Origin of the sequence: Streptomyces sp. NPDC049813 (assembly GCF_044465085.1) — a bacterium.
Taxonomy (GTDB): domain Bacteria; phylum Actinomycetota; class Actinomycetes; order Streptomycetales; family Streptomycetaceae; genus Streptomyces.
The window spans coordinates 39,594-56,951 of sequence record NZ_JBITLI010000001.1; the positions used below are offsets into that span (position 1 = coordinate 39,594).

Sequence of the window (17,358 nt, forward strand, 5' to 3'; positions counted from 1 at the left end):
GGGCACCTCACTACTTGTACATGGTCTGGTTCATGGTTCCGGGGGCGTACGCGTCCGGATCGACCCATACGTTGATCAGCGACGGCTTGCCGGACTCGCGCGCGCGGCGCAGCGCGGGACCGATGTCGGCGGGGTCGCGGACCTCTTCGCCGTGACCACCGAGCAGCTGGGCGAACTTGTCGTAGGGGACGTCGCCGAGGGTGTTGCCGACGCGTTCGCGCGCCTCGCCGTACTTGGCCTTCTGGCCGTAGCGGATCTGGTTCATCGAGGAGTTGTTGCCGACGATCCCGACGAAGGGCAGGTCGTAGCGGACGAGCGTCTCGAAGTCCCAGCCGGTCAGGGAGAAGGCGCCGTCGCCGAAGAGCGCCACGACCTCCTTGTCGGGCCGCGCCTTCTTGGCGGCGAGGACGAAGGGGATGCCGACGCCGAGGGTGCCGAGCGGGCCCGGGTCCATCCAGTGGCCCGGGGACTTGGGCTGGACGACCTGGCCGGAGAAGGTGACGATGTCGCCGCCGTCGCCGATGTAGACCGAGTCCTCGGTGAGGAAGTCGTTGATCTCGCTGACGAGCCGGTAGGGGTGGATGGGGGAGGTGTCGGAGCGCAGTTGCGGCAGCCGCTTGTCGATCGCCGTCCGCTCCGCGGCCCGCAGCTCGTCGAGCCACTCCTTGCGCCTGGCCGCGCCGCCGTTGATCCGCCCGGAGGCGGCCTCGGTGACCTGCTTCAGGACCAGGCCCGCGTCGCCGACGATGCCGAGGTCGATGTCGCGGTTCTTGCCGACGGTGCGGTAGTCGAGGTCGATCTGGACGACGGTCGCGTCCGGGGAGAGCCGCTTGCCGTACCCCATCCGGAAGTCGAAGGGGGTGCCGACGATCACGATGAGGTCGGCGTTGGAGAAGGCGTAGCGGCGCGACAGCTGGAAGTGGTGCGGGTCGCCGGGCGGCAGGGTGCCGCGCCCGGCGCCGTTCATGTAGGCGGGCACGTTCAGCGTGCGCACCAGCTCGACGGCGGCCTCGGTGCCGCGGGTCGTCCAGACCTGGCTGCCGAGGAGGATCGCGGGTTTCTCGGCGTGGACGAGGAGGTCGGCGAGCTTCTCGACGGCGTCCGGATCGCCCGCGGACCGGGTGGAGGCCCGGTAGCGGCCGGCCACCGGCACGCGCGCCTTGTCCACCGGCACCTTCGCGTCGAGCACGTCGCGGGGGATCTCCAGGAAGGAGGGGCCGGGCGCGCCGTGGTAGCACTCGCGGAACGCCATGGACACCATGTCGGCGGCGCGTGCGGTGTCCGGGACCGTCGCGGCGAACTTGGTGATGGGGGTCATCATGTCGACGTGCGGCAGATCCTGCAGCGAGCCCATCTTGTGCTGTGTGTGGGCTCCTTGACCGCCGATGAGCAGCATCGGTGACTCGGCGCGGAAGGCGTTGGCGACTCCGGTGACGGCGTCGGTGGTGCCGGGCCCCGCCGTCACGACGGCGCAGCCGGGCTTGCCGGTGATGCGCGCGTAGCCGTCGGCGGCGTGCGCGGCGACCTGTTCGTGCCGGACGTCGACGACGTCGATGCCCTCGTCGACGCAGCCGTCGTAGATGTCGATGATGTGACCGCCGCACAGGGTGTAGATGACCTCCACCCCCTCGGCCTTGAGCGCCTTGGCGACCAGATGTCCACCGGAGATCTGTTCCTGGCCGTGGTCCGCATCGGACTGGGGCATGACGAACTCCCGTCCCTTCATGGGGAAGTGAAAGAGCAGTTCGGGGGCGTGCCGGGCACGGCCTCCGCAGCGCTCTCGTGCGTCGCTCGTACATTGCATACAGTCGACGAATACTGTATGAACCTTGTTATCCCGCATCCGATGGGTGGTGTCCAGGGGGCGTGCGGCACTTTCGAGTCAGGAGCCGGAATGGACCTGTACGAGCACCAGGCAAGGGAACTCTTCGCGGAACACGGCATCGTGGTGCCGCGCGCCGAGGTGACGGACTCCGCCGCGCGGGCCCGCGGGATCGCGCGCGGGCTCGGCGGCCGCGTCGTCGTCAAGGCGCAGGTCAGGACCGGGGGCCGGGGCAAGGCGGGCGGCGTCAGGCTCGCCCCGGACCCGGCCGCCGCCGAGCGGACGGCCCGCCGGATCCTCGGCATGGAGATCAACGGCCACCCGGTCCGGGCGGTGATGCTCGCCGAACCCGTCGACATCGACGCCGAGTTCTACGTCTCCTACGTCCTCGACCGCGCGAGCGGCACCTTCCTCGCCATCGCCTCCGCCGAGGGCGGCACCGAGATCGAGGAGGTCGCCGCCGCCCGCCCCGAAGCCGTCGCCCGGATCCCCGTCGACCCGGCCGAAGGAGTCACCGCGGCCAAGGCCGCGCAGATCGCCGACGCGGCCGGACTGCCCCCGGAAGCCGTCGACGTCCTCGTGCGGCTGTGGGCCGTCCTCACCCGCGAGGACGCCCTCCTCGTCGAGGTCAACCCCCTCGTGCGGACGACCACCGGGCAGCTCGCCGCGCTCGACGGCAAGGTCACCCTCGACGACAACGCCCGCTTCCGCCGCGAACGCTGGGGTGCGCAGGAGGCCACCCACGACGACCCGCTGGAGGCCGAGGCCGCGGCCAAGGGACTCAACTACGTGAAGCTGGACGGCGAGGTCGGCGTCATCGGCAACGGCGCGGGGCTCGTCATGGCCACCCTCGACGTCGTCGCGGGGTGCGGCGCCCGCCCCGCCGACTTCCTCGACATCGGCGGCGGCGCCTCCGCCCGCATCATGGCCGACGGACTGCACGTCATCCTCTCCGACCCGGCCGTGCGCTCCGTCCTCGTCAACGTCTTCGGTGGCATCACCGCCTGCGACGCCGTCGCCGACGGCATCGTGCAGGCCCTCGACCGTGTCCACCTCACCAAGCCGCTCGTCGTCCGCCTCGACGGCAATAACGCCGCCCGCGGCCGCGCCCTCCTCGACGCCCGCGCCCACCCGCTGGTCCACCAGGCCACCACGATGGACGGCGCCGCCCAGCAGGCCGCCGCCCTCGCCCTCGCCGCCAACCCCTCGTAAGGAGCCGGTACATGGCCGTCTACGTGACCAAGGAGAGCAAGGTCCTCGTCCAGGGCATGACCGGCGCCGAGGGCATGAAGCACACCCGCCGCATGATCGCCGCGGGCACGGACGTGGTGGGCGGCGTCAACCCCCGCAAGGCCGGCCGCACCGTCGACCTCGACGACCGCGCCGTCCCCGTCTTCGGCGGCGTCCGCGAAGCCATGGACGCCACCGGGGCCGACACCACCGTCGTCTTCGTCCCGCCCGCCTTCGCCAGGGCCGCCGTCGTCGAGGCCGCCGACGCGCGCATCCCGCTCGCCGTCGTCATCACGGAGGGCATCCCCGTCCACGACACGGTCGCCTTCACCGCGCACGCGCGCCGCACCGGCACCCGCGTCATCGGCCCCAACTGCCCCGGCCTGATCACCCCCGGCCAGTGCGACGCCGGCATCATCCCCGCCGACATCACCAAGCCCGGCCGGATCGGACTCGTCTCCAAGTCGGGCACCCTCACCTACCAACTCATGTACGAGCTGCGGGAGACCGGCTTCTCCACCTGCGTGGGCATCGGCGGCGACCCCGTCATCGGCACCTCCCACATCGACTGCCTCACCGCCTTCGAGAACGACCCCGACACCGACCTCGTCGTCCTCATCGGCGAGATCGGCGGCGACGCCGAGGAGCGCGCCGCCGCCCACATCCGCGACCACGTCACCAAGCCCGTCGTCGCCTACATCGCCGGATTCACCGCGCCCGAGGGGAAGACCATGGGGCACGCGGGCGCCATCGTCTCCGGCTCCTCGGGCACCGCGCAGGCCAAGAAGCAGGCTCTGGAGGCGGTCGGCGTGCGCGTCGGCGCCACCCCGACCGAGACGGCGCGCCTCGTCCTGGAGCGGCTCGCGACCGGACAGTGACACGCCTCATACCGTCAACCGGCCTCTACTGTCCGGCTGTTGGCGTACGGGAGGTGCGCATGGGGCACCTCCTGTACGGCGCCCGCGAGCATCCAGCACCCCCGAACACCCAGCGCCTTCGAGCGGCCGGCACCCCCGAACACCCAGCACCCTCGAACACCCAGTGCCTTCCAGCGACCGGCGCCCCGCACCACCCCTGCGCACGCACGCCCTCACCAGTACCCGCCCCCGACTGTGCACCGTGAGCGGAGAGCGAACACATGGCAACCCCCCTCCCCAACCCCACCACCCTCAAAGCAGGCACGGCCCGGGACGACGCCTGGCGCCGCTGCCTCGCCGCCGCCCCCGAGGCCTTCCGCGACGACCGCGTCCTCAACCTGTGGAACGGCGCCTGGCACGCGGACGGCCGCGCCCTGCCCGCCACCACCCCCGTCGACGGGAGCCCCGTCGCCGGTCCGCCGCGCCTGGACACCGCCGCCGCCCACCGGGCCGTACGCGCCTCGCTCGACCAGCACCGCGCCTGGCGGCACGTCCCGCTGGCGGAGCGGCGCGCCCGCGTCGCCGCGACCCTGGACGCCCTCGCCCACCACCGCGACCTGCTCGCCCTCCTCCTCGTCTGGGAGATCGGCAAGCCGTGGCGGCTCGCGCGGGCCGACGTGGACCGGGCGATCGACGGCGTGCGCTGGTACGTCGACGGGATCGACACCCTGCTCGGCGAGCGCACCCCGCTGCCCGGACCCGTGTCGAACATCGCCAGCTGGAACTACCCGATGAGCGTGCTCGTCCACGCGGTGCTGGTGCAGGCCCTGGCAGGGAACGCGGTCATCGCCAAGGCCCCGACCGACGGCGGCGTCTCCTGCCTCACCCTGGCCTGCGCCCTCGCCGCCCGCGAGGGCGTGCCCGTCACCCTCGTCAGCGGCAGCGGCGGGCAGCTCTCCGAGGCCCTGGTGCGGGCGCCGGAGATCGGCTGCGTCTCCTTCGTCGGCGGCCGCGACACCGGCGCCCGCGTCGCCACGGACGTCGCCGACCTCGGCAAGCGCCACATCCTCGAACAGGAAGGACTCAACACCTGGGGGATCTGGGACTTCACCGACTGGCCCCGGCTGACCGCGGCGATCCCCAAGCTCTTCGACTACGGCAAGCAGCGCTGCACCGCCTACCCGCGCTTCGTCGTGCAGCGCGACGCCTTCGACGCGTTCCTCGCCGCGTACCTGCCGGCCGTACGCACCCTGCGCGTCGGCCACCCCCTGGCCGTGGCGGACCCCGCTGACCCCTACCCGGAGCTGGACTTCGGCCCGCTGATCAACGCGGCCAAGGCCAAGGAACTCACCGACCAGGTCGCCGAGGCGATCGACCGTGGCGCCGTGCCCCTGCACCGCTCCGCGCCCGACCCCGCGCGCTTCCTGCCCGGCCAGGACACCGGCGCCTACGTCCACCCCGTCACGCTCCTCAACCCGCCGCCGTCCTCCCCGCTGCACCACGCCGAGCCGTTCGGCCCGGTCGACACGATCGTCCTCGTCGACACCGAGGCGGAGCTGCTCGCCGCGATGAACGCCTCGAACGGCGCCCTGGTCGCGACCCTCTCGACCGACGACGAGCGCACGTACGAGCGGCTGGTCCCGCAGATCCGCGCCTTCAAGGTGGGCCACGGCGTGCCGCGCTCGCGCGGTGACCGGGAGGAGCTCTTCGGCGGCTTCGGCGCGTCCTGGCGCGGCGCCTTCGTCGGCGGGGACCTGCTGATCAGGGCGGTCACCGAGGGACCGGCCGGAGAGCGGCTGCCGGGGAACTTCCCGGAGTACCACCTGATGCCGTGACCACGCCCTCCCACGCCCGGGACCGCCGTGCGGTGGCCGCCCTGTCACACACGGTGAGAACGTAAACCCGCAGGTCACGCCCGCGGATACCCAGGTGAAAGCCACTGCGAAACCTTGGTATTGTTGTCCATGTCGCCGCGGGGAACACCTCGCGAACGACAGACACCTTGTCCGGGTGGCGGAATGGCAGACGCGCTAGCTTGAGGTGCTAGTGCCCTTTATCGGGCGTGGGGGTTCAAGTCCCCCCTCGGACACCACTGAGATCCCCAGGTCGCATTGCCAACCTGGGGATCTCTGGCTGTGTGCGGGCGGCGGACGCTCACCGCCCGCCGGTACGCGGCCTGCGCAGCCGCAGATGCAGCACCGCCCCGCCGATCAGCGCCACTGCCCCGGTCGACGCGAGCATCCCGGCGTCGTCGAGGGCGGAGCCGGACCGCTCCTGGGTGCCGGTGGCGGTCGCCGCCCGTGCCGCGTGCGCGGCGTGCGTGCCGGGCTTCGCGTGGTCTGCGTGCGACGCGTGGTCCGCGTGGACCGCGGCCGCCTCGCCGTTCGTCGTGCCCGCGCCGATCGCGGCCACCTGCGCGCTCGACCGGGCGTGCGCGGACAGGCCCGTGACCTCGCCGCCGCCGCCGTCGAACGCCAGGTCCGAGCAGGAGAAGAAGTTCTCCTGGCTGTCGGAGCGGACCCACTGGACGAACATGATGTGGCGGCCGGTGCGCTGCGGCAGGCGCAGGTCCCAGTAGTAGTGGCCCGCCTCGGTGCCGGGGCCGCCGTCGTGCGGCGGGTTCTGGACGCTCTGCACCTTCTCCAGGTCCGACCAGCCCAGCGGCCGCGCCGGATCGAAGCCGTCCTTGGTGACGTACACGTGGAACGTGCCCGGGTGGTGCGCCCAGTTGCTGTACTTCACCTGGATGGTGGCGCCGGAGGTCAGGTGCGTGACCGGCCAGTCGGTGCGCGCGGCGTTGTAGGGCGAGAAGGCGTACGGGCTGCGGTCGCCCGCGCTGCACAGCGTGCCGTCCGGCACGTACCCCGCGCCGCGCCCGCCCGCGTTCGAGTCGAGCACCGCGAACCAGTTGTACAGCGGGGTGGTGCCCGTCTGCCGCACGGCCGCCTGGCAGGCGGGGTTGGCCGGCATCTGGGTCGAGGAGTGCGCGAGGAGGTCCTTGTAGCAGAGGTAGGTGCGGGATCCGGGCGTCAGGGCCACGCCGTGCGCGGCCGCGGTACCGGGGAGGGCGAGGAGGGTCGCGGCGGCGAGGCCCAGGGCGCCGGTGAGGGCGGCGGCTCCGGCCGGGCGGGGAACGGTCATGGAACGTCTCCTTCGGGAGCATCCGGGAGTTTCCGATGAGCGACTCGCCGTGACGTCGCCACCGCCGGGCCGAAGGTTGCCGCCGGGTGGACAGGTGCGGGTCTTTGGCGGGAACCCGGTGGGTCGCCGCCGCGGCCCGGCCTCCTCAGACCGGGCGCAGGGCGTCCACCACCAGGTCCAGGAGGCGGGCCGTCCTCTCCGGGCGGCCGACCGTCTGCGTGGCGAGGAACGCGCCGAGCAGCATCATCGTGACGTCCTCGGCCGCGACGTCCCCGCGCAGTTCACCGGCGTCGCGCCCGGCTTCGAGGATGGTCCCGATCGTCGCCGTGATCCGCTCCCGCGTGGTCGGGGTCGCGATGCTCCCCGAGGCCCACCCGGCACGCAGCGTCTCCGACATGCCGCGCTTCGTCGCGAGGAACCCGGCGTACCGCTCCAGCCAGGCGCGCAGCGCGGCCTCGGGCGCGAGGGTCTCCAGCAGCCCGGGCGCGCAGTCGACGACGGCGTCCAGCTCGGCCGCGTAGAGGGCTTCGACGAGGGCCTCGCGGGTCGGGAAGTGGCGGTAGAGCGTGCCGATGCCGACGCCCGCCTCCCGGGCGATGGCCTCCAGGGGAGCGCCCTCATGCGTCGTGGAGAACACCGTGCGCGCGGCGGCCAGGAGCTTCTCGCGGTTGCGCCGCGCGTCGGCACGGGCCGGGCGCGCCGAGGCGGCACCGGGGTGGCCGGGAGACGTGGCACCGGACGCGGTCTCGGGGCGGCCGCCGGTCGCGGAATCGGACGCGGCATCGGGGCGGGCCGGGCGCGCGGAATCGGACGCGGTCAAAACGGAGGCCCTCCGGTTAGTGGTACGGTCGATGTAACGGAGGTTCCTCCGTTTACCCCATCGTCTCACGAGGGCGGGTTCGTCATGGCTTCCACCGATCGATCCGAACAGTTCACCGCGACCGGAGCGGCCCGGGCCGGCGGCTCCGGCACGCTGGCCGGACGCACCGTCTCCCGCGTCGGCTTCGGCGCCATGCAGCTGGAGCGGCTGCGGGACGACCGCGCCGCCGCCGTCGCCCTGATCCGCCGCGCCGTCGAGCTCGGTGTCGACCACGTCGACACCGCCGAGTTCTACGGGCACGGCTTCGTCAACGAGGTCATCGCCGAGGCGCTGCGCCCCGAGGACGACGTCCTCGTCGTCAGCAAGGTCGGCGCCGAACCCGCCTCCGACGGGCCCCTGCCGCTCCGGCTCGCCCAGCGGCCCGAGCAGCTGCGGACCGCCGTCGAGGCCAACCTCAAGAGCCTGCGCCTCGACCGGATTCCCGTGGTCAACCTGCGCCGCGCCGACACTGGCCCTGGCCTGCGTGCCGAGGGGGACCAGCTCGTCGGCATGGACGACCAGCTCGCCGTGCTGACGGCCCTGCGCGACGAGGGCAAGATCGGCGAGATCGGCGTCAGCAACGTCACCCCGGACCAGCTGCGCCAGGCGCTGCCCGTGGGCGTCGTCTGCGTCCAGAACGCCTACAGCCTCGTGGCGCGCGGCGACGAGGAGATGCTGGAGCTCTGCCGCGCCGAGGGCATCGCCTGGGTGCCGTACTTCCCCCTCGGCAGCGCCTTCGCGGGCATGCCGAAGGTGACCGACGAACCCGCCGTCGTCGCGGCGGCCCGCGCCCTCGGCAGCACACCGGCGCAGGCCGGTCTTGCCTGGCTGCTCCACCACGCCCCGAACGTGCTCCTCATCCCGGGCACCGCCGACCCGGAGCACCTGCGGGCGAACGTCGAGGCGGGCGCGCTCACCCTCGACGAGGCGACGCTCGCCGCGCTCGACGCCGTCCCGACCCGCACCGGCGACATCGCGCTCCACTGACCGGGCCCGCCCCTGCCCGTTCCCCGAGGGCGCGTCAGCCTTCGAGCACCGCGACGCCGCGGGGCGGGAGCGTGAGCGTGGCCGCGGGTTCCGCCGCCGGGCGCAGCCGGTCGCGCAGGGGGGCGGGCAGCTCCACGACGGCGCTGTCCGGGCCGTGGTTGAGCAGGAAGAGGAAGCGGCGCCCCGCGCCTTCCCGGACCGTGGCCTGGACATGCTCGGGCAGCCCCGGCAGGACGGGCCGCACCCCGGCGGCTGTCCGCACCCGGTCCGTCAACGCCCGCAGCGCGCCCGGCTCCAGGCGGGTCCCGACGTACCAGGCGGTGCCCGCTCCGTAGGTGTGCCTGGTGACGGCGGGCCGGCCCGCCAGCTCGCCGTCGGCGAACCGGGCGACGGCCGCGGCGCCCTCCAGGTCGATGGCTTCGGACCACAGGTCGGCGGTGCCGTCCGGCTCACCCCGCACGGACACCGTCGCGCCCTGGTCCAGCGGCCAGAACTCCTCGACGCGCAGGCCCAGCAGGCGACGCAGGAGGGCCGGGTAGCCCCCGGTCATGGCCCGGTCGCAGGCGTCGACGATGCCGGAGAAGAAGGAGACGAGGAGGTGCCCGCCGCCCGCCACGTACGTCTCCAGGCGGCGGGCGCTCTCCTCGCTCAGGAGGTAGAGGTTGGGGACGACGACCAGGCGGTGGCCGCTCAGGTCGCGGGCGGGCGGCAGGATGTCGCAGGGGACGCCCGCCTCGAACAGCGCCCGGTGGTAGGCCAGGTTCAGGGCCGACTGGTCCAGCGCGGTCGACGGATGCGAGTCGAGCTCCAGGGCCCACCAGCTGTCCCAGTCCGTCAGCAGCGCCACCTCCGCGCGGGAGCGGGTCCCGGCGATCTCCGGAACGGACGCCAACTCCGCGCCCAGAGAAGTTACTTCACGATGGATGCGGGTGTCCGGGCCGGCGTGCGGCAGCATCGCCGAGTGGAACTTCTCCGCGCCGCCGCGCGACTGGCGCCACTGGAAGTACAGCACCGCGTCGGCCCCTTGTGCCACCGCCTGCCAGCTCCACAGCCGCATCGTGCCGGGCGGCTTCGGGCCGTTGCGCGGGCGCCAGTTGACCGCGCCCGGCGCCTGTTCCAGGAGCATCCACGGCTGCCCGCCGCGCGCCGAGCGCATCAGGTCGAAGCTGAGGGCGGCGGTCAGGTGGGCCCGCGGATCGTAGGGATCCTGGTAGTAGTCGAGTGACATCACGTCCTGGTGCGGCGCCCACGCGAACGCGTCGACCGGCTTGTGCTGCGGCATCAGGTTCGTCGTGACCGGGACCGCGGGCGTGACGCGGCGCAGCACCGCGGCCTCGGCGAGGTAGCAGCGGCGCAGCGCGTCGTCGCCGAAGCGCCAGTAGTCCAGCTGCTGGGCGGGGTTGGCGAAGGTCGGCGCGAGCCGGGGCGGCAGCACCTCGTCGAAGCTGTCGTAGCGCTGCGACCAGAAGGACGTGGACCAGGCGTCGTTGAGGGCCGCGACCTCGCCGTAGCGCTCCCTGAGCCAGCGGCGGAAGTCGGCGGCCGACACGTCGCAGAAGCACTGCCGCACGTGGCACCCGTACTCGTTGCCGATGTGCCAGGTGTCCAGGGCCGGGTGGCCGGCGTAGCGGGTCGCGAGCCGCTCGGCCAGGCGGGTCGCGTGCGCGCGGTACACGGGGCTCGACGGGCAGTAGTGCTGGCGCCCGCCCGGCCACAGGATGCGGCCGTCCTGCGTCCGCGGCAGGACCTCCGGGTACCGCCGGGACAGCCACGGGGGAGGGGAGGCGGTCATCGTGGCGAGGCAGACGCGGATGCCGGCGTCACCGAGGAGGTCCATGACGCGGTCGAACCAGCCGAAGTCCCACTCGCCGGGCCGGGGTTCGACCTTCGCCCACGCGAAGATGCCGACCGTCACCATCGTGACCCCGGCCGCCTTCATCAGGCGCATGTCCTCGGCCCAGACCTCCTCGGGCCACTGCTCGGGGTTGTAGTCGCCGCCGAAGTGGAGCCTGTTCCGTGCTGCCTCGCGGGCTGCCATGGGGGCACGCCTTCCGGTCGCCGGGCGGTGGACACGTGCCGCTCAACTATCAACGCCCCGCGAGGAGTTGGGAAGGAGGCCCGTGGGTCTCCGCCCGCGCCCGGCGCGCCGCGGCTACGGGACCCTCGCGGTCCACTCCCGCGTGCCGAACTTCGTCCGCACCAGCTCCTGCGCCCGGGCCAGCTCCGCCTCGGTCACCGCGCCTTCGGTCAGTCCGTAACGGCCGCGGAACGAGTCGATCATGCGGGAGATGACCTCCTCGCGGGGGAGCCCGGTCTGTCGCCGCAGCGGGTCCACGCGCTTCTTGGCACTCTTCGTGCCCTTGTCGGAGAGCTTCTCCCGCCCGATGCGCAGCACCTCGGTCATCTTGTCGGCGTCGATGTCGTACGACATGGTCACGTGGTGGAGCACGGCGCCCGCGCCCGCCACGACCCGCTTCTGCGCGGCGCCCGCGACCTTGCCCACGTCCGTGGCGATGTCGTTCAGCGGCTGGTACCACGCCTTGATGCCCATGTCGGCGAGGGCGCCGAGCACCCAGTCGTCGAGGTAGGCGTACGAGTCCTGGAAGGAGAGGCCCGAGACCAGCGACTCGGGGACGGCGAGGGAGTACGTGATCGTCGACCTCGGCTCCGCGAACATCGCGCCGCCGCCGGAGATCCGCCGCACCACAGTCACCCCGTGCCGCGCCACGCCCTCGGCGTCCACCTCGTTGCGCAGCGACTGGAAGCTGCCGATGATCACGGCCGGCCGGTCCCACTCCCAGACCCGCAGGGTCGGCGGCCGGTGCCCGAGCGCCACCTCCTCGGTCATGACCTCGTCGAGCGCCATGTGCAGGACGGGGGACTGCGGGGCGTCGTGGATGAGCTGCCAGTCGTAGTCGCGCCAGTCGGTGGCCTGGGCGAGCGCGCGGCGCACCGCCGTCGCCACCCCGTCCGTGGTCAGGCCGAGCATGGTGGTGCCGGGCGGCAGCGCCGCCTCGACGCGGGCGGCGAGCGTCGCCTGGTCCGCGTCGGCCGGCGCGCCTTCGAGCGCTGCGTCGATGGCGAGGAGGGCGTCGTCCGGCTCCAGGAAGAAGTCGCCCGCGACCCGGACGTCGCGGAGCACGCCGCCCGCCACCTCGACGTCGGCGACGACGAGCTTGCCGCCGGGGATCTTGTACTCGCCGTGCACTGTGCGCCGCCTTCCGCCGCGGACGGTCCGGGCCCGCGGACGCTCACCGATCCGTGAACCGTCTGATCGGCTGATCGTCTTCGATTGCGGTCAACGCTAACCGCAAGCCGGACATTCCGGCGCCGCCGCGCGCTACGGCCGCTCGTGACGTGGCATCACCTCCGCGGCTCCCGGGGACGCGGACCGAGGCGGCGCGGACCGAGGCGGCGCCGGCCGAGGCGGCGCCGGCCGAGGCGGCGCGGGCCGAGGCGGCGCGGGCGTAATTCGGTAAGGCCCTTGACTATTGCCTGTTCGAAGTCGAAGGATCCATTCCCGCACGCCCGTGGCTTTCTGATCGAACCTGTTTGCTTCGAGGGGATCCGCCCATGCCTGTCACCCGTAGATCCGTGCTGGCCGCGGGCGCGGCCGCGCCCGTCGTCGGTGCGCTCACCGCCCCCGCTGCGGGCGCCGCCGAGCGCACCGGCACCGTCGGACGCCGCACCGTCGAGCTCGGCGACGACTGGCGCTTCGCGCTCGTCGACCCCGGCGCGATCACCGACCCGACCGGCGCCTACGCCGGGGCCGAACGGCCCGGGTTCGACGACACGCGCTGGCGCACCGTCGCGGTCCCGCACGACTGGAGCATCGAGCGGACCCCGACCACCGAGCACTCCACCACCAGCGGCACCGGCTTCCTGCCGGGCGGGCTCGGCTGGTACCGGAAGACGTTCACGCTGCCGCGCGGCTACGCGGGCAAGCGCATCTCGGTCGAGTTCGACGGCGTCTACATGGACGCGAACGTCTACGTGAACGGCACCCTCGTCGGCAACCACCCCTACGGCTACACCGGGTTCGCCCACGACATCACCGGCCTCGTGCACACCGACGGCCGGACCCCCGACGTCCTCGCCGTCGAGGTCCGCAACCGGCTGCCCAGCAGCCGCTGGTACTCCGGCAGCGGCATCTACCGCCGGGCCCGGCTGGTGGTGACCGAGCCGGTGCGCGTCACGCGCTGGGGCACCTTCGTGACGACGCCAGGACTGGCCGCGACGCTCGCCGAGGGGTACGCGACGGTCGACGTGCGCACCACCGTCGTGGGCGAGACGACCGCGCGGGACGTCACCGTCGTCTCCACCGTCCGCGATCCCCGGGGCCGCCGCGTCGCGCGGGCCGAGTCCGTCCTGCGCGGCGTCACGGCCGAGCCGGGCACCGCCCACGACAGGCTCACCGTCACCGACCCGCGGCTGTGGTCGGTGGTGACGCCGGAGCACCGGTACACGCTCGTCACCGACCTGCGCGTGGACGGCCGCACCGTCGACACGTACCGCACCCGCTTCGGCATCCGGCACGCCACCTTCGACCCCGGGACCGGGCTGTCGCTCAACGGCACCCACATGAAGATCAAGGGCGTCGACCTCCACCACGACCTCGGCGCGCTCGGCGCAGCCGTCCACCCCGACGCGGTCCGCCGCCAGCTGCGGATCATGAAGGACATGGGCGTCAACGCCCTGCGCACCTCGCACAACCCGCCCGCGCCCGAGGTCGTCGAGGCCTGCGAGGAACTCGGCCTCATCATGCTCGTGGAGGCCTTCGACTGCTGGCGCACCGGCAAGAACACCTACGACTACGGGCGGTTCTTCGACGCGCACAGCGACGCCGACCTCGCCGAGATGGTGCGGGCCGCCCGTAACTCACCGGCCGTCCTCATGTGGTCGATCGGCAACGAGATCCCCGACTCGACCCGCACCGAGGGCATCGCCATCGCCCAGCGCCTCATCGACGGCGTCAAGGCGCTCGACCCGACCCGGCCGGTCGTCATCGGCTCCGACAAGTACCGCTCGCTGCCCGCCGCCGGCTCGCCCGCCGACCTGATCCTGGCGAAGCTCGACGGCCTCGGCCTGAACTACAACACCGCCGCCTCCGTCGACGCGCTGCACGCCCGCTACCCGCACCTGTTCCTCTTCGAGTCCGAATCGTCCTCGGAGACCTCCAGCCGCGGCACCTACCAGGAGCCGGAGCACCTCAACACCGGAGAGAACCACACCCCGGGCCGCCGCGCGACCTCCAGCTACGACAACAACCTCGCCTCCTGGACCATGAGCGGCGAGTACGGGCTGAAGAAGGACCGCGACCGGCGCTTCTTCGCGGGCGAGTTCCTGTGGTCCGGCATCGACTACATCGGCGAACCCACCCCGTACGACGTGTTCCCGGTGAAGGCGTCCTTCTTCGGTGCGGTCGACACCGCCGGGTTCCCCAAGGACATGTTCCACCTCTTCCGCAGCCAGTGGTCGGACCAGCCGATGGTGCACCTGCTGCCGATGGACTGGACGACGCACGAGCGTGGCGCGGAGGTGGAGGTGTGGGCGTACGCGAACGCCCCCGACGTCGAACTCTTCCTCGACGGCCGCTCGCTGGGCGTGCGGTCCTTCGACGAGAAGAGGACCGTCGACGGCCGGACGTACCTGGAGACCACCGAGGCCACCGGTGACGACAGGACCGTGACCTCCGGCCCCTACCCGGGCAGCTACACGAGCCCGAACGGCAGCGCCGGGAAGCTGCACCTGACGTGGAAGGTGCCGTTCGCCCCCGGCGAGCTGAAGGCGGTCGCCCGGCGCGACGGGAAGACCGTGGCGACGGACGTCCTGCGCACCGCCGGGGCGCCGCACGCCGTGCGGCTGACCGCCGACCGCCGGTCCGTCGCCGCCGACGGACGGGGGCTGGTCTTCGTGACGGCCGAGGTCGTCGACGCGCGCGGCGTCGTCGTGCCCGACGCCGGCCACCTCCTCGCCTTCGACGTCGACGGCGGGCGGCTGGCGGGGCTGGACAACGGACGCCAGGAGAGCGCCGAGCGCTACCAGGCCAGCACCCGCACCGCCTTCCACGGACTGGCGCTCGCCATCGTCCGCCCCGGCACCCGGATCGGCACGCTCACCGTCACCGCCCGCGCCGAAGGACTCCGCCCCGGGAAGGTGGCCGTCCGCCTCACCGGCCCGGCCGGTACTCCCGGCACCCCGCCCGCGCCCTTCGCACCCGACCCGGGACCCGGCCCCGTCACCTACCCGCGGGCCGACGCCAGTTACTCGGGCGCCACCGACACCCTGCCCGCCGCGATGCTCGACGGCGATCCGGCGACACAGTGGTCCAACGCCTTCCGGAAGGCCGCCACCGCCCTGCTGCCCGCCTTCGACGGCGCGCGGGAGCGCGACTGGGTCTCCGTCGAGTGGCAGCGGGAGCGGACCGTCGGCCGGATCGAGGTCTCCTTCACCGTCGACGCCCGGCACGCGCTGCCGAGGACGGTCGCCGTCCTTGTGGGGGACGGCGACCGGTACGTGCCGGTGCCCGACGCCGACATCGCCTGGGCCACGGCGTCCGGCGAGCCGACCGTCATCACGTTCGACGCCGTCCGCGGCCGACGGGTCCGGCTCGACCTGGTCAGCGCGGCACCGGGCACGAGTGGCGGGGCGTGCGGGATCAGCGCGGTGGACGTGGCGGCGTCCTGAGCCGGGCCCGGCGGGGGCTCGCGTGACCGGGCCTGCCTGTACCAGGCTCGCGCCGCCGCCGACTGCCGGGCGCGGGCCCGGCGGCGTGCTGAGCTGGGCCCGGCGGAGTCCCGGTCACACGCCCGGCGGAGTCCCGGTCACGCGACCGCCGGCGTCCCGGTCACACGACCGCCGGTATCCGCTCCTTGACCAGCCCGTACAGCACGACCGACACGGCCATCACCCCGGCGGCCGTGAACACGCCCGGTGCCCAGCTGCCCGTCGCGTCGCGCAGCACGCCGCTGACGACGGGGCTGGCCACCGCGCCGATCTCGGCGACCAGGTTGAACAGGCCGAACAGCGAACCCCGGTCCTCCTCGGCGGCGAGATCGCCGAGGAGGCTGTGCACGATGGGCTGCAACGCGTTGAAGAACAGCCCCGAGCAGAACAGGATCAGGCCGAGCAGGAGCAGCGACGGGCTCCCGTTCAGCAGGCTCAGGCCGAACGCCACCGCCAGCACCGTGTGCACCGCGGCGCACGCCACCGCCAGCGGCTTGCGGCCCTTGCCCGCACGCACCCTCCGGTCCGCGATCCAGCCGCCGACCGGAAAGCCGATGATGCCCGCGCCCGCGTTGAAGGCGGCGGTCAGGGCGGCGGCGCCGAGGCTGCTGTGCGCGCTCTCCGCGACGATCTGTACGGACCAGAACGAGAAGAACCACAGGTTCCACATCACCGCGACGAAGCTGAGGTAGATCAACCAGACGTTGCGGTTGAGGAGTTGGGAGGAGCGCCCGGTCCGGACGATGCCCCGGATCACGAACGTCACCATGACGAGGAACAGCACCCCCGAACCGACCGCCGTCAGCCACTCCGGCCAGCTGAACTCGTCGGCCAGCACGAAGAGCGCGACGATGGCGACCGCCGCGGGCACCGAGTAGCCGATCAGCCGCAGCGCCGGCGGGCCCAGGCGCAGCGGACGGTCGCCGCGCGCCCGGAAGAACCGCCAGGTCGCCGCCGCCACCAGCAGGGAGACGGCCCCGAACACGTACAGCGGCATGCTCCACGCCCGGTCGCCCAGGCCCCAGGTGCCGCCCAGGTCGATCAGGTGCGGGGTGGCGACGATGCCGACGGTCAGGCCGATGGACAGGCCCGACAGGACCACGCCGAGGCCCATGGTGCGGCGGGCCGGGGGCGTGTGGTCGATGACCAGGACCCGGTCGTTGGAGTAGAAGACGCCCTCGCCGAGGCCGGTGAGCACGCGCGCGACGACGAACCCGATCAGGCCGCCGGTCAGTCCGGAGACGAGCGTCAGCAGTCCGGCCCAGAGCAGCGACAGGACGAGCATCTCGCGGTGCCCGTAGCGGTCGCCGAGCCGACCGCCCGCGTACTGCGTGAGCATGTAGCCGGTGAAGAACATCGAGCCGATGAGGCCGCCGAGCGTCGCCGGGTTCGAGGCGTCGCCGATGAAACCGGCCTTGTTCTCGATCATCCAGGACACGACGGGGCCGGTGACCGTGCGGTCCGCGTAGCTGATGAGCCAGCCCGCGAGCAGGAAACCCCAGAGATGGGGGTAGCGCCCGGAGAAGAGCGCGCGATCCCGGCCGGGCGACGGGCCGTCGGCGCCGGCCGGTGCGGTGGAGTCCCTGTCCCTCATGCGTCCCCCTTGACGCCAGGTGGCTGGAAAGCGCTTGCCAAGATCGCAGGGGGAGGCGGGGACGTCAATGCTTGACTTTTGCGGGGGCGGTGCGTAAGTCGGCGCTGGTTGGGGTGGGTCTGGGGGGTATGCGCCGTGGTTG

11 protein-coding genes and 1 tRNA gene are annotated in these 17,358 nt (G+C 72.9%); 6 read left to right on the plus strand and 6 right to left on the minus strand.

Annotated features, from left to right (window positions below; translation table 11 throughout):
- Positions 1-10 precede the first annotated feature (10 nt).
- The gene (locus ACIBW6_RS00150) at positions 11-1,705 is read right to left on the minus strand and encodes a thiamine pyrophosphate-binding protein (protein ID WP_399054833.1); all 1,695 of its coding nucleotides are present in this window, start codon (positions 1,703-1,705) and stop codon (positions 11-13) included.
- Between the two features lie 189 nt (positions 1,706-1,894).
- Between ACIBW6_RS00150 and sucC the strand changes: the two genes are divergently transcribed.
- From sucC to ACIBW6_RS00170, 4 genes are all read left to right on the plus strand, one after another.
- Positions 1,895-3,034, plus strand: coding sequence for an ADP-forming succinate--CoA ligase subunit beta (sucC, locus tag ACIBW6_RS00155; protein ID WP_399054836.1), 1,140 nt, complete (start codon positions 1,895-1,897; stop codon positions 3,032-3,034).
- A gap of 11 nt (positions 3,035-3,045) precedes the next feature.
- Entirely contained in the window at positions 3,046-3,930 is an 885-nt protein-coding gene (gene sucD / locus ACIBW6_RS00160) for a succinate--CoA ligase subunit alpha (protein ID WP_399054838.1), read from the plus strand.
- A 260-nt stretch (positions 3,931-4,190) separates the two neighbouring features.
- Positions 4,191-5,744, plus strand: a complete 1,554-nt coding sequence (locus ACIBW6_RS00165; protein ID WP_399054840.1) for an aldehyde dehydrogenase family protein — start codon at positions 4,191-4,193, stop codon at positions 5,742-5,744.
- A gap of 169 nt (positions 5,745-5,913) precedes the next feature.
- Positions 5,914-6,001: transfer RNA gene (locus ACIBW6_RS00170), tRNA-Leu, on the plus strand.
- Positions 6,002-6,063: 62 nt separating this feature from the next.
- Here the strand turns inward: ACIBW6_RS00170 and ACIBW6_RS00175 are convergent.
- Together ACIBW6_RS00175 and ACIBW6_RS00180 are read right to left on the minus strand one after the other, a co-directional pair.
- Positions 6,064-7,050 (minus strand): lytic polysaccharide monooxygenase, encoded by a 987-nt coding sequence (locus tag ACIBW6_RS00175; protein WP_399054842.1) that lies wholly within the window; start codon positions 7,048-7,050, stop codon positions 6,064-6,066.
- Positions 7,051-7,195: 145 nt separating this feature from the next.
- Complete coding sequence (locus ACIBW6_RS00180; RefSeq protein WP_399054844.1) at positions 7,196-7,870, minus strand: TetR/AcrR family transcriptional regulator; 675 nt, start codon at positions 7,868-7,870, stop codon at positions 7,196-7,198.
- An 84-nt stretch (positions 7,871-7,954) separates the two neighbouring features.
- On the opposite strand from ACIBW6_RS00180, the gene ACIBW6_RS00185 reads away from it, so the two are divergent.
- Positions 7,955-8,896, plus strand: coding sequence for an aldo/keto reductase (locus tag ACIBW6_RS00185; RefSeq protein ID WP_399054846.1), 942 nt, complete (start codon positions 7,955-7,957; stop codon positions 8,894-8,896).
- 34 nt (positions 8,897-8,930) lie between these two features.
- Here ACIBW6_RS00185 and ACIBW6_RS00190 read toward each other — a convergent pair whose 3' ends face one another.
- Both ACIBW6_RS00190 and ACIBW6_RS00195 read right to left on the minus strand, forming a co-directional pair.
- Positions 8,931-10,934 carry a beta-galactosidase gene (locus tag ACIBW6_RS00190; protein WP_399054848.1) on the minus strand — a complete coding sequence of 668 codons (2,004 nt, stop codon included), beginning with the start codon at positions 10,932-10,934 and terminating at the stop codon, positions 8,931-8,933.
- A gap of 114 nt (positions 10,935-11,048) precedes the next feature.
- Positions 11,049-12,104 carry a biotin/lipoate A/B protein ligase family protein gene (locus tag ACIBW6_RS00195; RefSeq protein WP_399054850.1) on the minus strand — a complete coding sequence of 352 codons (1,056 nt, stop codon included), beginning with the start codon at positions 12,102-12,104 and terminating at the stop codon, positions 11,049-11,051.
- Positions 12,105-12,469: 365 nt separating this feature from the next.
- On the opposite strand from ACIBW6_RS00195, the gene ACIBW6_RS00200 reads away from it, so the two are divergent.
- Positions 12,470-15,583, plus strand: coding sequence for a glycoside hydrolase family 2 TIM barrel-domain containing protein (locus ACIBW6_RS00200; protein ID WP_399054852.1), 3,114 nt, complete (start codon positions 12,470-12,472; stop codon positions 15,581-15,583).
- A 160-nt stretch (positions 15,584-15,743) separates the two neighbouring features.
- Here the strand turns inward: ACIBW6_RS00200 and ACIBW6_RS00205 are convergent, their stop codons facing one another.
- Entirely contained in the window at positions 15,744-17,216 is a 1,473-nt protein-coding gene (locus ACIBW6_RS00205) for an MFS transporter (protein ID WP_399054854.1), read from the minus strand.
- Between the last annotated feature and the right edge of the window lie 142 nt (positions 17,217-17,358).